At 64.8% G+C, this 14,549-nt stretch carries 15 protein-coding genes; 11 read left to right on the top strand and 4 right to left on the bottom strand.

The genetic code is table 11. The annotated features are described in order from the left end of the window. Positions 1–2: 2 nt before the first annotated feature. On the bottom strand, positions 3–905 hold the full coding sequence (locus AC0KWY_RS14860) for a response regulator (RefSeq protein WP_474026269.1): 903 nt from the start codon (positions 903–905) through the stop codon (positions 3–5). A 124-nt stretch (positions 906–1,029) separates the two neighbouring features. Here AC0KWY_RS14860 and ubiU point away from each other — a divergent pair, with 124 nt between their 5' ends. From ubiU to ubiT, 3 genes are read left to right on the top strand one after another with little or no spacing between them, the layout of a single operon-like run. Further along, entirely contained in the window at positions 1,030–2,037 is a 1,008-nt protein-coding gene (gene ubiU, locus AC0KWY_RS14855) for a ubiquinone anaerobic biosynthesis protein UbiU (protein WP_474026268.1), read from the top strand. Between the two features lie 2 nt (positions 2,038–2,039). After that, a complete protein-coding gene (locus AC0KWY_RS14850; protein WP_474026267.1) occupies positions 2,040–2,948 on the top strand; it encodes a U32 family peptidase in 909 nt (302 codons plus the stop codon). Continuing rightward, the gene (gene ubiT / locus AC0KWY_RS14845; protein WP_474026266.1) at positions 2,945–3,397 is read left to right on the top strand and encodes a ubiquinone anaerobic biosynthesis accessory factor UbiT; all 453 of its coding nucleotides are present in this window, start codon (positions 2,945–2,947) and stop codon (positions 3,395–3,397) included. Before AC0KWY_RS14850 ends, ubiT begins: the two co-directional genes overlap by 4 nt. Before the next feature lie 43 nt (positions 3,398–3,440). Here ubiT and AC0KWY_RS14840 read toward each other — a convergent pair whose 3' ends face one another. From AC0KWY_RS14840 to AC0KWY_RS14830, 3 genes are all read right to left on the bottom strand, one after another. After that, positions 3,441–4,106, bottom strand: coding sequence for a YiaD family glycine zipper/OmpA-like lipoprotein (locus AC0KWY_RS14840; protein ID WP_474026265.1), 666 nt, complete (start codon positions 4,104–4,106; stop codon positions 3,441–3,443). A 136-nt stretch (positions 4,107–4,242) separates the two neighbouring features. Continuing rightward, positions 4,243–6,075, bottom strand: coding sequence for a PHA/PHB synthase family protein (locus AC0KWY_RS14835; protein ID WP_474026264.1), 1,833 nt, complete (start codon positions 6,073–6,075; stop codon positions 4,243–4,245). A 15-nt stretch (positions 6,076–6,090) separates the two neighbouring features. Further along, positions 6,091–7,131, bottom strand: coding sequence for an MBL fold metallo-hydrolase (locus AC0KWY_RS14830; protein ID WP_474026263.1), 1,041 nt, complete (start codon positions 7,129–7,131; stop codon positions 6,091–6,093). A gap of 97 nt (positions 7,132–7,228) precedes the next feature. Here AC0KWY_RS14830 and AC0KWY_RS14825 point away from each other — a divergent pair, with 97 nt between their 5' ends. The 8 genes from AC0KWY_RS14825 to AC0KWY_RS14790 all read left to right on the top strand — a co-directional run bounded on the left by AC0KWY_RS14825 (position 7,229) and on the right by AC0KWY_RS14790 (position 14,549). Beyond that, positions 7,229–7,618 carry a MerR family transcriptional regulator gene (locus AC0KWY_RS14825; RefSeq protein ID WP_474026262.1) on the top strand — a complete coding sequence of 130 codons (390 nt, stop codon included), beginning with the start codon at positions 7,229–7,231 and terminating at the stop codon, positions 7,616–7,618. Between the two features lie 61 nt (positions 7,619–7,679). Continuing rightward, the gene (locus AC0KWY_RS14820) at positions 7,680–8,123 is read left to right on the top strand and encodes a PaaI family thioesterase (RefSeq protein ID WP_474026261.1); all 444 of its coding nucleotides are present in this window, start codon (positions 7,680–7,682) and stop codon (positions 8,121–8,123) included. A gap of 28 nt (positions 8,124–8,151) precedes the next feature. After that, positions 8,152–9,324, top strand: coding sequence for an isovaleryl-CoA dehydrogenase (locus AC0KWY_RS14815; protein ID WP_474026260.1), 1,173 nt, complete (start codon positions 8,152–8,154; stop codon positions 9,322–9,324). 111 nt (positions 9,325–9,435) lie between these two features. Beyond that, positions 9,436–10,578, top strand: coding sequence for a carbonate dehydratase (gene can, locus AC0KWY_RS14810; protein ID WP_474026259.1), 1,143 nt, complete (start codon positions 9,436–9,438; stop codon positions 10,576–10,578). Between the two features lie 48 nt (positions 10,579–10,626). After that, positions 10,627–11,817 (top strand): acetyl-CoA C-acyltransferase, encoded by a 1,191-nt coding sequence (locus AC0KWY_RS14805; RefSeq protein ID WP_474026258.1) that lies wholly within the window; start codon positions 10,627–10,629, stop codon positions 11,815–11,817. After that, the gene (locus AC0KWY_RS14800; RefSeq protein WP_474026257.1) at positions 11,818–12,732 is read left to right on the top strand and encodes a DMT family transporter; all 915 of its coding nucleotides are present in this window, start codon (positions 11,818–11,820) and stop codon (positions 12,730–12,732) included. Next, positions 12,729–13,865 carry an acyl-CoA dehydrogenase family protein gene (locus AC0KWY_RS14795; protein WP_474026256.1) on the top strand — a complete coding sequence of 379 codons (1,137 nt, stop codon included), beginning with the start codon at positions 12,729–12,731 and terminating at the stop codon, positions 13,863–13,865. Before AC0KWY_RS14800 ends, AC0KWY_RS14795 begins: the two co-directional genes overlap by 4 nt. A gap of 63 nt (positions 13,866–13,928) precedes the next feature. After that, a complete protein-coding gene (locus AC0KWY_RS14790) occupies positions 13,929–14,549 on the top strand; it encodes a DsbA family protein (protein WP_474026255.1) in 621 nt (206 codons plus the stop codon).

Below are 14,549 nucleotides of genomic sequence, written 5' to 3'. Positions count from 1 at the left end.
GCTTACGCCACCACGGGCAAATCGACGGTGGCGACGACGACGTTGCCGCAACCTTCGTACTGCAGGCTGCTGAAGCTGGTCATCCGCGCCATGGCGATTCCCCGGCCGTTGGGGTCAAAGACGCGCTCGGGGTCGAAATCGAGGAATTTTCGCCAGTCGAAACCGCGCCCCTGGTCGACAATGCGGAAGGAAATCGCCGACGCCGTCCGCTCGATGCGCACACACGCCCGCCGCTCGCGGAATTCCGGCTGGGCGAGCCGCTTGCGAATCTCGCCTTCCCAGTCGCCGTCCCATTTGAGCAGCGATTTCTCGCGGTAGGAAATCCCCAGATTGCCATGTTCGACCGCGTTGACCATGAGGTCGGACAATCCGGGAGCGACGCGGTCGGGTTCCGGACAGATGCCGGCCAGCACCGGCACCAGGCAGGAGATTTCCTCCAGCGTGGAAAACCCGTATTCGGCGCAGACCAAGAGTTTCTGCGCTTCCTCAATGTGCGCCGCCAGCGTGCGCAGCGAAACGCGGGCCCGGCGATCCTCGAGCGCCGCGCGGACGATCGAGATCAGCGCCTCCGGCGCGTAAGGCTTGGTCAGGTAGTAATAAGCCCCGGCTTCCAGTCCCTCGCGCACCTGCTCCGGCGCCGAGGCCGCCGTCTGCATGATCACCGGCACATCGGCGAAACGGCGGTCGGCCTTGACCCGGCGCAGGAACTCGATGCCATCCATGCCCGGCATCATGCGATCGAGCACGACCAGCGCGAAATCGCTGTCGGGCGCCGCCAGACGCTGCCAGGCGGCGAGCGGGTCGGCGAACAGTTCGAGCGCCAACTGCTCCTGCTCGAGAAAATCCTCGATCAGCATCAGGTTGATGGCTTCGTCATCGACGACGAGGACACGATGGTCGGACATGAAGCTGAGTTCCGGGCGAACGTTGTGTTGCCCAATCCTAGCACGAGCCCGGCTTTTGATGCGGATCAACGGCGGCACGATACGAGTCGCTATACTTCTCCGCTTCATCTGCCTGGAACCAGCCATGCCCCCACTGCCCGACCTCGTCTGTCCGGCCGGCAGCCTGCCGGCCCTCAGGGCCGCCGTCGACAATGGCGCCGACGCCGTCTATCTCGGCTTCAAGAACGATACCAACGCACGCAATTTCGCCGGGCTCAACTTCGATCCGAAGACCATGGGCGAAGGTATCCGCTATGCCCATGCCAAGGGCCGCGAGGTGCTGCTGGCGATCAACACCTTCCCCCAGGCCGGCCGCGTCGGCGACTGGCACAAGGCGGTCGATGCCGCGGTCGACCTCGGCGTGGACGCGATCATCCTGGCCGATGTCGGCCTCCTCGATTACGCCAGCCGGCGCCACCCGCAGCAGCGCCTGCACCTGTCGGTGCAGGGCTCGGCCACCAGCTACGAGGCGATCAACTTCTGCCGCCGCGAATTCGGCATCCGCCGCGCCGTCCTGCCGCGTGTACTGACGCTCGCTCAGGTCGAGAACGTCATCCGCAACACCGACGTCGAAATCGAGGTCTTCGGCTTCGGCAGCCTGTGCGTGATGAACGAGGGCCGCTGCTGGCTGTCGTCCTACGCCTGCGGCGAATCGCCGAATACCGTCGGCGCCTGCTCGCCGGCCAAGTACGTCAAGTGGGACAAGCAACCCGGCACCATGGAAACCCGCCTCAACGGCATCCTCATCGACCGCTTCGGCGACAGCGAGCCGGCCGGCTACCCGACGCTGTGCAAGGGCCGCTTCGAGGTGCGCGGCGAAACCTATTACGCGCTGGAAGAACCGACCAGCCTCAACGTCCTGGAAATCCTCCCGGAAATCGTCAAGATCGGCGTCCGCGCGATCAAGGTCGAAGGCCGTCAGCGCAGCCCGACCTACGTCACCCAGGTCACCCGCACCCTGCGCGCCGCCCTCGACGCGCTGCGCGACGGCGCCGAACGCTACCACGTGAAGCCGGCCTGGCAGGCCGAACTGGCCAAGGTCTCGGAAGGCAACCAGGCGACGCTGGGCGCCTACAACCGGCCCTGGAGATAAGCATGAAACTGTCGCTCGGCCCCCTGCTCTGGTTCTGGCCCAAGGCAGAAGTGATGGAATTCTACGCAGCGATGTCGGAAAACCCGGCGCTCGACATCATCCACGTCGGCGAAGTCGTCTGCTCGCGGCGCCAGCAACTGCGCACCGCCGACTGGATCGGCCTGGCCCGCGACCTGAGCGATGCCGGCAAGGAAGTCGTCGTCTCGGCGCAGGCGCTGCTCGAATCGGAAAGTGACCTCAAGGCGCTCCGCCGGCTGGTTGACGAAGCCGGCTGCAAGGTCGAAGCCAACGACCTCGGCGCGATCAACCTGGTGACCGGACAGGATTTCGTCGCCGGTCCGCACCTCAACATCTACAACGAAGCCACCCTCGCCACCTTCACCCGCTACGGCATGAAGCGCTGGGTGCCGCCGCTGGAAGCTTCGCGTGCCCTGATCGAACCGCTGCACGCCAGCCGGCCGGCCGGCGTCGAGACGGAAGTGTTCGCCTTCGGCAAGATTCCGCTTGCCTTCTCGGCGCGCTGCTTCACCGCCCGCCATTACGAACTGAACAAGGACGACTGCCAGTTCAAGTGCCTCGAGCATGCCGAAGGACTGACGCTGAAGACCCGCGAAGGCCAGGCCTTCCTGACCATCAACGGGATCCAGACGATGTCGGCGCAGACCTACTGCCTGCTCGGCGAGATGCCGACCCTGCTTGCGCTGGACATCGACATCGTCCGTCTCAGCCCACAGCAGCAGCGGATGGACGAAATCATCGCCGCCTTCGATGCCGCTCGGCACGGCCAGACGCCCGCCGTCGATACGGCGGCGTGGAGCGAATGCGGTCTGGTCGACGGTTACTGGTTCGGCGACGCCGGGATCGCCAGTCATCACCTCCCGCCACCCGCCCGCACCGGAGTCCCCGCATGAGCCCGCATTTCGTCATTCCCCGTTTCCGGCTGCCGGCACTGATCGCCGAAATCGGCCACAAGCTGCCGCAGTGGCCGCATTCGCTGGCGCTGGTGACGGCACTCAACGCCGCCCTCAAGCTCAAGCTGCTGCCGGAGAGCGAACTCGGCGCGCTGGAGGACAAGCTGTTCCGGGTCCGCGTCCTCGACACCGGCGGCGTGGCCCACTATACCTTCAGCAACGGCCTGTTCCGCCCGGTCTTCAACGCACAACGCGAGCCGGACCTGGCGTTTGCCGCCAACCTGTCGGCCTATCTGCAGTTGCTGGCACGGCAGGAAGACCCGGATACGCTGTTCTTCAACCGTGAACTGGAAATCACCGGCGACACCGAGCTTGGGCTGATCGTCAAGAACATGCTCGACGCGATCGAATGGCCCAGTCTGCCGCGGCTGCCGTTCCCCGGAAACTGAACGGCCCGCGCGCGGCGGGCCGTGATCGCGGGATGGCCGGCCCTCAGTTGGCGGCCTGCCCCTCGGCAATGAAGATTTCGACCCGCCGGTTCTTCGCCCGGCCTTCCGCCGTCGCATTGTCGGCCAGCGGCTCACGCGCGCCGCGCCCATCGACGCCGACCCGCGACGCCGCCACACCGCGCGGTACCAGATAGTCGCGCACCGCTTCCGCCCGCTTCACCGACAAGGGATTATTGATCTTGTCCGAGCCGGAACTGTCGGTATGACCGACGATCGTCACCCGCGTCACCGCGTGTTCGGCGAGACCGGCGGCCAGCTTGTCGAGCACCGGCCGCAGCGAAGGCTTGATCGCGTAACTGCCGGAATCGAAGGAAACATCGCTGGGAATCTCGAGCTTCAGGCGATTGTCAGCCGTCTGCGTCACTTCGACACCAGTCCCCTGGGTCACCTGTTCCATCTCGGCCTTCTGTTCCTGCATGCGTTTCGACCACAGGTAGCCTCCGCCAGCGCCGATCGCCGCACCGGCTGCGGCGCCGATCGCCGCCCCCTTGCCGCGGTCGGACTTGCTGGCCGTGGCGGCACCGAGCACCGCCCCGGCGACGGCACCGATCGCCGCCCCGGTACCGGTATGGCGCTGCGTTTCGTCCATGTTCGCACACCCCGCGAATGCCAGGCTGATGGCACTCAGGGCAATCATCATTCGTTTCATGGTTTTACCTCCTGTTGCCGGTCTGTCCGGCCTTTGCAGACTAGCACGCTCACCGATGCCGGCTGTTAGCAGTTGTAACAGCCAGAAAAAAGGGAGGCTGACGCCTCCCTCGTTGATTGCCGCAGGATGGAAAAGTTCAGTCCTGCTTCTGCGCGTCGAGACGGAACTTGACGTAGCTGCCCGGCGCCTCTTCCAGCGCCTTGAGCGCCCCGGCCGCCGGGTCGCGCGCCGGCACCTTGGCCGAGCCGCCCGGCAGCGCGGTCACCCATTCCTGCCAGTGGGTCCACCAGGAACCGGCGTGCTGCGTTGCACCGGCCAGGAAATCCTCCGGGCTTTCCGGCAGGTTGCCGTCGGTCGCGTCATTGGTCCAGTAGCCGTACTTGTTGGCCGCCGGCGGATTGACGATGCCGGCGATATGCCCGGAGCCGCCGAGGACGAACTTGGTCTTGCCGGTCGGCAGGCGAGCCCCGGTGTAGGTGCTCTTCCACGGCGCGATGTGGTCTTCGATCGTCGAGATGAAGTAGCACGGGGTCTTGACCTTGCGCAGATCGATCTTGACGCCGCCGAGCTCGACGCCGCCAACATCCTTGAGACGGTTTTCGAGGTACATGTTGCGCAGGTAGAAGCTGTGCATTGCCGCCGGCATGCGCGTCGAATCGGAGTTCCAGTAGAGCAGGTCGAAGGGGAAGGGGTCCTTGCCCATCAGGTAGTTGTTGACCACGAAGGACCAGATCAGGTCGTTGGCGCGCAGCATGTTGAAGGTGCCGGCCATTTCCGAACCCTCGAGGAAACCGCGCTTCTCCATCTTCTTCTCGAGTCCTTCGATCGTCCCTTCGTCGAGGAAGACCGACAGTTCGCCCGGCTCGGAGAAATCGAGCATGGTGGTGAAGAAGGTGGCCGAATTGACGCGCTTGTCCTTCTTCGCCGCCATGTAGGCGAGCGTGGACATGGTCAGCGTGCCGCCGATGCAATAGGCCGCCAGATTGACCGAATCCTCGCCGGTCTGCGCGCAGACCTGGGTGATCGCTTCCAGCGTGCCGTTCAGCATGTAGTCTTCGAAGCCGACCTGGGCCATCTTCTCGTCCGGGTTGACCCAGGAGATGATGAAGGTGGTGTGCCCCTGGTCAGTTGCCCATTTGACGAAGGAATTCTTCTCGCGCAGATCGAGGATGTAGTACTTGTTGATCCACGGCGGCACGATGAGGAAGGGCTTCTTGTACTGCTCGGTGGTGCCCGGGTTGTACTGGATCAGCTGGAACAGCTCGTTCTGGTAGACCACCTTGCCCGGCGTCGTCGCGACATTGCGGCCCATTTCGAAGGCGGAGGTGTCGGTCATCCGGATGCGCAGCTGGCCATCCTCGTTCATGTCGTGCAGCAGGTTGTTCAGACCCTTGATCAGGTTCTGGCCGTGGCTCTTGACCGTTTCGCGGAAGACTTCCGGGTTGGTCAGCGCGAAGTTGGACGGCGACAGGGCGTCGATGTACTGACGGGTGAAGAAATTGACCTTCTGCTGGGTGGCATCGTCGAGCCCCTCGGTACAGCAGACCGTGTCATGGATGTGGCGGGCGGCGATCAGGTAGGACTGCTTGACGAAGTCGAACAGGAAATGCTGTTCCCAGTCTTCGTCCTTGAAGCGCTTGTCGCCCTTCTGCGGCACGGCGACCGGCGCGGCGCCCGGCATCCCGAGCATCTTCATCATCGAACCCTGCCACAGCGAGAAGTAATCCCACATCATGTTCATCTGGGTCTGCGCCAGCTTGTAGGGATTGGCCATCAGGCGGGCGGAAAGGTCCATGAAGGCGCGGGCGACGCCCATCTCGTCGGACGGCGCCTCGACGCCGTCCTTGGCCTTCCTTTCCATGTACTGGGTGATGATGCGCGAGGCGCGCTGGGCAACCTCGGCATAAGTCTTGGCCATTTCGGCCGGGTTGGGCAGGTTGAGGCCCTGTTCTTCGGTTTGCTGCGGCATTTGAAACTCCCTCTGTCAGTGCGCGGCGGATTGCTTTGGCAACCGCGAATAGCGAAGCACGCCGTCGTCGCCGATTTCCTTCGACAATCGTCCGGCGTGTTCCAGATAGTTCAGATGGGCAATCGCTTCACCCATCGCGAACATGGTTTGGTGTGTATCGAGCGCCCGACCAAACAACACGTCGAGCAACCCGGCTGCGCTCTGCGGCGCTTGTTCACAGCTATTCTCCAGCGCATGCAATCGTTCTTCGTGGTGCGCATGCAAGGCACCCACACGCGCCTGCACCCCCGTGAAGGGCAGGCCGTGCGACGGCAGGACCAACGTCTGCGGCGGAATTTCCTCGGCCATCACCGTCAGCGATTCGAGATACCAGCGCAGGGCGTCGGCATCCGGCGTCGCGGCAAAAACGCTGATGTTGGTCGAGATTTTCGGCAGCAGCATGTCGCCTGAAATTAACACGCCCAGTTTGGCACAGTAAAGCGCCAGATGTTCCGGCGAATGGCCGTAGCCGATGAGAATTTTCCATTCCAGATCGTCGATCGTCACCTGATCGCCCGCCTTCAGGCGGTAATAGTGCACCGGCAAACCCGGCACCGCCCGCCGGTAGCCCGAACCGCGGCTGGCGAACTTGCCCAGGCGTTCTTCGTCCAGGCCGTGCCGCCGGAACTGTTCGACCATGTACTGGGCGCCATGACCGCCGACCTCGTTCCAGACCGCGTGCGCGGTCAGGAACTCGGCGCTGGTCATCGCCAGCGGCGCACCGGTCTGCTCCATCAGCCAGGTCGCCAGGCCGAGGTGATCGGGGTGGAAGTGGGTGACGATCAGACGTTTCACCGGCCCGTCCAGGCGGTCGAGGATGCTGCGCCAGGTGGCGCGCACGCCGTCATCCGCGAAGCCGGTATCGACGATGGTCCAGCCGTCGCCATCGCGCAACAGCCAGAGGTTGATGTGATCGAGCTGGAAAGGCAGCGGCATGCGCAGCCAGAAGATGCCGGGCGCAACCTCGCGCAACTCGCCGGCGGCGGGAATCTCTGTGAAGGGATAATGCAGGGACATGGTTTTCCGTTTTCGTTTTTCGAGCAAGTTACCATACGGTAGCGGATTGAAAAAAGCCCCGCCATCTGCTTAACTTCGCCGCAACCAAGGAGACATGATGAGCCAGCCGGCCACCTTCGGCATTTCCGACCTCGCCCGCGAGTTCGCCATCACCCCGCGCACCATCCGTTTCTGGGAAGACCAGGGCATCCTGGCCCCGCAGCGCGAGGGCCAGAAGCGCATTTTCACCCGCCGCGACCGCGCCCGCCTGAAGATGGCCCTGCGCGGCAAGCGCCTCGGGTTGAGCCTGGCCGAGATCAAGGACCTGATCGGCATGTACAACTCGACCGAGGACGAAACGCCGCAACTGCTCGAATGCCTGCGCATCATCGAAAAGCGCCGCGCCGCGCTGGAACAGCAACGCGAAGACATCGAGGCGGTGCTCGCCGAGATCGGCCAGTTCGAGCAGCAGTGCCAGCAGGAACTGGCACGCCGGAAAAATGCGTGATTTTTTTTGCCGGTTGGTTTACGTTTACGTCAACGTAAATTAATTCACCGCCCTGACCACCATGACCCGACCCGCCGATCCCGGATTCGCTGCCCGCGTTCTTGCCAGTTTCGCGCGCCAGAACGCCATGCACCTGATCCGCGCGACGATGCCAGTGGTCGACTACGGTTGTACCGAAATCCATGTTCCGCACTGGGACGGTATCGAGCAGCAGCACGGCTTCGTCCATGGCGGCGTCGTCGGCATGATCGCCGACTCGGCCGCCGGTTACGCGGCGATGACCACGGTGCCGGCCAGCGCCTCGGTGCTCACCGTCGAATACAAGATGAACCTGCTCGCCCCGGCCGACGGCGAGAAGCTGATCGCCCGCGGCAAGGTGGTACGCGCCGGACGTACGCTGATCGTCACCCAGGCCGAGGTTTTCGCGGTCAAGGGCGACAGGGAAGTAGCCTGCGCGCTGATGCAGCAAACCATCATGACCATGCAAGGCAAGACGGAAAAGTAAGACCAGACAACAAACCGGAGACAAACCAATGAATATTCCCAGCCTCGACTTCGCCCTCGGCGAGGACATCAACCTGCTGCGCGACGCCGTCAAGGCTTTCGCCGATGCCGAGATCGCCCCGCGCGCCGCCGAGATCGACCGCGTCAACGAATTCCCGGCCGACCTGTGGCAGAAATTCGGCGACATGGGCCTGCTCGGCATGACCGCCGGCGAGGAATACGGCGGCACCAACCTCGGTTACCTCGCCCACATCGTCGCGCTCGAGGAAATCTCGCGCGCCTCCGCTTCGGTCGGCCTCTCCTACGGCGCCCACTCCAACCTGTGCGTCAACCAGATCCGCCGCAACGGCACCGAAGCGCAGAAGCAGAAATACCTGCCCAAGCTGATTTCCGGCGAACACGTCGGCGCGCTCGCCATGTCCGAGCCGAACGCCGGTTCCGACGTGGTCTCGATGAAACTCAAGGCCGAAAAGAAGGGCGACCGCTACGTGCTCAACGGCGCCAAGATGTGGATCACCAACGGCGGCGACGCCGACACCCTGGTGGTCTACGCCAAGACCGATCCGGAAGCCGGTGCCAAGGGCATGACCGCCTTCATCGTCGAGAAGGGTTTCAAGGGCTTCAGCCACGGCACCCACCTCGACAAGCTGGGCATGCGTGGCTCCAACACCTTCCCGCTGTTCTTCGACGACTGTGAAGTGCCGGAAGAAAACGTGCTCGGCGGCGTCGGCAACGGCACCCGGGTGCTGATGTCCGGCCTCGACTACGAACGCGCCGTGCTCTGCGGCGGCCCGCTCGGCATCATGGCCGCCTGCATGGACGTCGTCGTCCCCTATCTGCACGAACGCAAGCAGTTCGGCCAGGCGATCGGCGATTTCCAGCTGATGCAGGGCAAGGTCGCCGACCTGTACTCGACCTGGCAGGCCACCCGCGCCTATGTCTATGCCGTCGGCCGCGCCTGCGACAGCAGCGACCACAGCCGGACGCTGCGCAAGGACGCCGCCGGCGCCATCCTCTACTCCGCCGAAAAGGCAACCTGGATGGCCGGCGAGGCGATCCAGACGCTGGGCGGCGTCGGCTACACCAACGAATACCCGACTGGCCGCCTGTGGCGCGACGCCAAGCTGTATGAAATTGGTGCCGGCACCTCGGAAATCCGTCGCATGCTGATCGGCCGAGAACTGATGGCGGAGACCCGCTGAATTCATAATTACCGGCGCAGGTAGAATGGGCGATTGTCCCCGGCCACCCCGGGGACAGCGTAACCGAAGCGAAGCGGTACCCCGCCACGCCCTACCCGGAGCCAACCCAATATGAACATCACCCTGCGCACGCTTTCCGCCGCCGACACCGAGGCCATCGAACAGGTCCGCCAGTATTTCCGCAACTATGCGGCCTGGCTGGGCGTCAACCTCTGTTTCCAGAACTTCGACCAGGAAATGGCTTCGCTGCCCGGCGCCTATGCCGGACCGGAAGGCCGCCTGTTCTTTGCCGAGGTCGATGGCCGGCCGGCCGGCTGTGTCGGGGTGCGTCCGTTCTCGGAAGGCGTCTGCGAAATGAAGCGGCTCTACGTCACGCCCGAGGAACGCGGCCAAGGGGTCGGCCGTGTGCTGGTCGTCGCGGCGATCAAGGCGGCCAAGGAAATCGGCTACAAGCGCCTGCTGCTCGACACCCTACCGAACATGCGGATGGCGGTGAAGCTCTACCGCGAACTCGGCTTCAACGAAGTGCCCGCCTACTACCCGACGCCGGTCGAGAACACCATTTTCCTGGCGCTCGACCTCGACAACTGGTCGGAAGAGGAAAACTGCAACGAGAACCTCTGCCACCTGTTCGACTACAACCGCGCCTGGGCCCGCCAGATGCGCGAGATCGACCCGACCTACTTCGACAAGCTGGCCCAATTGCAGAACCCGGAATTCCTGTGGATCGGCTGCTCCGATTCGCGCGTCCCGGCCAACCAGATCGTCGGCCTGCTGCCGGGCGAGGTCTTCGTCCATCGCAACGTCGCCAACGTCGTCGTCCATACCGACCTCAACTGCCTGTCGGTGATCCAGTATGCGGTCGACGTGCTGCGCGTCAAGCACATCATGGTCGTCGGCCACTACGGCTGCGGCGGCGTGCTGGCCGCGCTCAACCGCGCCCGCGTCGGCGTCGTCAACCTCTGGCTGCGCCACGTGCACGATGTGCACAACAAGCATGTCGCCGCCGTCGACGCGCTGCCGCCGGAAAAGCGCCACGACCGCCTGTGCGAACTCAACGTCCTCGAACAAGTGGTCAATGTCTGCCACAACCCGGTGGTCCAGGACGCCTGGCAACGCGGCCAGCAACTGACCGTGCACGGCTGGATCTACGGCCTCAAGGACGGCCACATGCACGACCTCGGCATCACCATCGACGCGCCGACCGACCTGCCGACCCGCTACGCGGCGGCGCTCCTGGCGCTCGACGCCTGACCCTTTCCCGCAACCCATTCCCATAACAAACCGCAAGGAGAAAACAGCATGAACGACCCGATTGTCATCGTATCCGCCGCCCGCACCGCGATGGGCAGCTTCCAGGGCGGCTTCGCCGGTATGACCGCCGCCAACCTCGGCGCCGAAGCCATCAAGGCCGCCGTCGCCCGCGCCGGCATCGACGCCAACCTGGTGGAAGAAGTCCTGATGGGCTGCGTCCTGCAGGCCGGCCAGGGCCAGGCGCCGGCCCGCCAGGCCGCACTGCAGGCCGGTCTGCCGCTGTCAGCCGGCTGCGCCACCATCCACAAGGTCTGCGGTTCGGCAATGAAGGCCACCATGCTCGGTCACGACGGCCTGCTCGCCGGATCGTATAACGTCGCCGTCGTCGGTGGCATGGAGTCGATGACCAACGCCCCCTACCTGCTGCCCAAGGCGCGCGGCGGCTATCGCCTCGGCCACGGCCAGATGTTCGACCACATGTTCATGGACGGTCTCGAAGACGCCTACAGCAAGGAAACGCGCGGCCGCCTGATGGGGACCTTTGCCGAAGAGTGTGCGGCCACTTACGGCTTCACCCGCGAAGCGCAGGATGCCTACGCCGTGCAATCGACGACGCGCGCCATCGAAGCCAGCAACAACGGTTCCTTTGACTGGGAAATCACCCCGGTCACCGTCGCCGGCCGCAAGGGCGATGTCGTCGTCGACAAGGACGAAGGCCCGTTCGCGGTCAATGTGGACAAAATCCCGACCCTGAAGCCGGCCTTCAAGAAGGATGGTACGGTCACCGCTGCCAACTCCTCGTCGATTTCCGACGGCGCCGCCGCCATGGTGCTGATGCGCGAATCGCAAGCCGCCAAGCTCGGCCTCGCCCCGCTTGCCCGCATCGTCGCCCACACCACGCATGCTGGCGTGCCGGCACTGTTCCCGTCGGCGCCGGTCGGCGCCATGCAGAAGCTGTTCGCCAAGACCGGCTGGAGCGCCGACAGCGTCGACCTGTTCGAGGTCAACGAAGCCTTCGCCGTCGTCGCCATGGCCGCGCTGCACGACCTCAAGCTCGATCCGGCCAAGGTCAACGTGCATGGCGGCGCCTGCGCGCTGGGCCACCCGATCGGCGCTTCCGGTGCCCGCATCGTCGTCACCCTGCTCGGCGCACTGAAGAAGTACGGCAAGCAGCGCGGCGTCGCCTCGCTGTGCATCGGCGGTGGCGAAGCCACTGCTCTCGCGGTGGAAATGCTCTAAGTGCCGCAAGCGGCCCGGACCCTGACCTACGTCAAGCTGGTGGCAGCGATGGCGATGTGGGGCGGCACCTGGATTGCCGGGCGGGTGATCGCCCAGGAACTCAGTGCCCCGCTCGCCGTCGCCGCGCTGCGCTTCGTCGTCGCCGGCCTGGTGGTCGGCGGCGTCATGCTGATCTCCGGCGGCGGCATCCCGCTGCCGAAGGACCGGCAGGAATGGGGTCTGGTCTGGGCGCTGGGCTTTTTCGGCATCTTCCTCTACGGCCTGTGCTTCTTTTTCGGGCTGCAGCACATTTCCGCCGGGCGCGGCGCCCTGGTGGTTGCGCTCAACCCGGTGGTCATCGTGCTGCTCGCCTGGGCCATCGGCAAGGAAGGCATGAACCGGCGCAAGGCGCTGGGCAGCGCAATCGCGCTCGCCGGCTGCCTGACGGTGATCGGCAACGGCGACCCGCTGGCCCTGCTGCAGGGCACGGTCGGCATCGGCGAATGGCTGATCCTCGGCTGCGTGCTGAGCTGGGCAGCCTACACCTTCATCGGCTGGCGGGCGACCGGCCATTTCTCGGCGCTGGCGACCACGCTCTACGCCAGCTTCAGCGGCGCCTTCCTGCTCGGCCTGGCCGCGCTGGTCCAGGGCGACGTCGATCTGGCCGGCTGGTCGTGGCGGGTGTGGAGCAGCATGCTCTTCCTCGCCGTCTTCGGCACCGCCATCGCCTACACCTGGTTCACCGCCGCCGTGCAGCAACTCGGCGCCGGCCACGCCTCGGTCTTCATCAATCTGGTACCGGTCTTCGCCGTGCTGCAGGCCGCCGTCCTGCTCGACGAGCGACTCGGCCTGCCGGTGCTTTTCGGCGGCCTGCTGGTAATTGCCGGCGTCTGGCTGACCACCGTACAAAAAACAACTCTGGAGAAAACAGCATGATTCTGACGCAAGAACAGGAAATGATCCGCGACACCATGCGCGCCTTCGCGCAGGAACGCCTCGCCCCCTTCGCCGCCGAATGGGACAGGAACCATACCTTCCCGGCCGACGCCCTGAAGGAACTCGGCGAACTCGGCGCCATGGGCATGTGCGTGCCGGAAGAATGGGACGGTGCCGGCATGGACTACATGAGCCTGGTGCTGACGCTGGAAGAAATCGCCGCCGGCGACGGCGCCACCTCGACCATCGTCTCGGTGCAGAACTCGCTGGCCTGCGGCATCACGATGAAGTACGGCAGCGACGCGCAGAAGGAAGAATGGCTCAAACCGCTCGCCCGCGGCGAGAAGTGGGGCTGCTTCTGCCTGACCGAGCCGCATACCGGCTCCGACGCCGCCGCCATCACCACGCGCGCCGACAAGGATGGCGACTTCTTCGTGCTCAACGGCGTCAAGCAGTTCATCACCACCGGCAAGCACGCCCACATGGCCATCGTCTTCGCGGTGACCGACAAGGCCGCCGGCAAGAAGGGCATTTCCTGCTTCCTGATCCCGACCAGCACGCCGGGCTTCGTCGTCGGCCGCACCGAGGACAAGATGGGTCAGCACGCCTCTGATACCGTGCAGATCATCCTGGAAAACTGCCGCGTGCCGGCTTCCGCACTGCTCGGCAAGGAAGGCGAAGGCTACAAGATCGCCCTCTCCAACCTCGAAGCCGGCCGCATCGGCATCGCCGCCCAGAGCATCGGCATGGCGCGCGCCGCCTTTGAAGCCGCCGTGCGTTATGCGAAAGAACGCGTCACCTTCGGCGTGCCGATCATCGAACATCAGGCGGTCAATTTCCGCCTCGCCGACATGAACACCCTGCTCGACGCCGCCCGCCTGATGGTCTGGCGCGCCGCCCAGCTCAAGGACGCCGGCAAGCCCTGCCTGAAGGAAGCGTCGATGGCCAAGATGTTCGCCTCGGAAGCCGCCGAGAAGATCGCTTCCGACGCCATCCAGATTCACGGCGGCGTCGGCTACACCAGCGACTTCCCGGTCGAGCGCATCTACCGCGACGTGCGCATCTGCCAGATCTACGAAGGCGCCAACGACATCCAGCGGCTGGTGATCGGTCGTTCGATCGCCGCCGAGTAAGCCAAATCGCGGTCGACCGGACAGAGAATCCCGGCGACCGCGCCCAACCCCGAGGAGACATAGATGAGCGAAACCAGCGACAAGAACCCGATCGATTTCTGGTTCGATTTTTCCAGCCCCTACGGCTACCTGATGGCCGAGAAGATCGACGACGTCGCCGCCCGCTTCGACCGCAAGGTGCGCTGGCACCCGATCCTGCTCGGCGTCATCTTCCAGGCCACCGGCTCGCGGCCGCCGGCTGACGGCGTCAGCAACAAGGGCAAGTACATGCTGCACGACTTCGCCCGCTCGGCGCGCTTCCTCGGCGTCCCCTACAACCCGCCCAGCCGCTTTCCACTGCCGACGCAGAACGCCGCCCGTGCCTACTACTGGCTACACGGCCAGGATTGTGCGCTGGCCCGGCGCTTCGCCCGCGCCGTCTATCGCGCCTTCTTCGTCGACGACCTCGACATCTCGTCTCCCGATACCGTGCTCGACATCGCCGCCGGCCTCGGCATCGACCGCGAAACGCTTGCCGCCGCGCTGCAGGCCCCGGAAATCAAGGCCCGCCTCAAGGACGAATGCGAGCAGGCGCTGGCCATCGGCGTCTTCGGCTCGCCGCACGTGATCATCGACGGCGAAGCCTTCTTCGGCGCCGACCGCCTGCCGCAGATCGAACGCTGGCTGGAAAGCGGCGGCTTCTGA

This window comes from Azonexus sp. MM2026_4 (genome assembly GCF_055901855.1).
The sequence above is the reverse complement of the archived record's forward strand: the minus strand, read 5'-3'. Positions and strand labels throughout refer to the sequence as shown.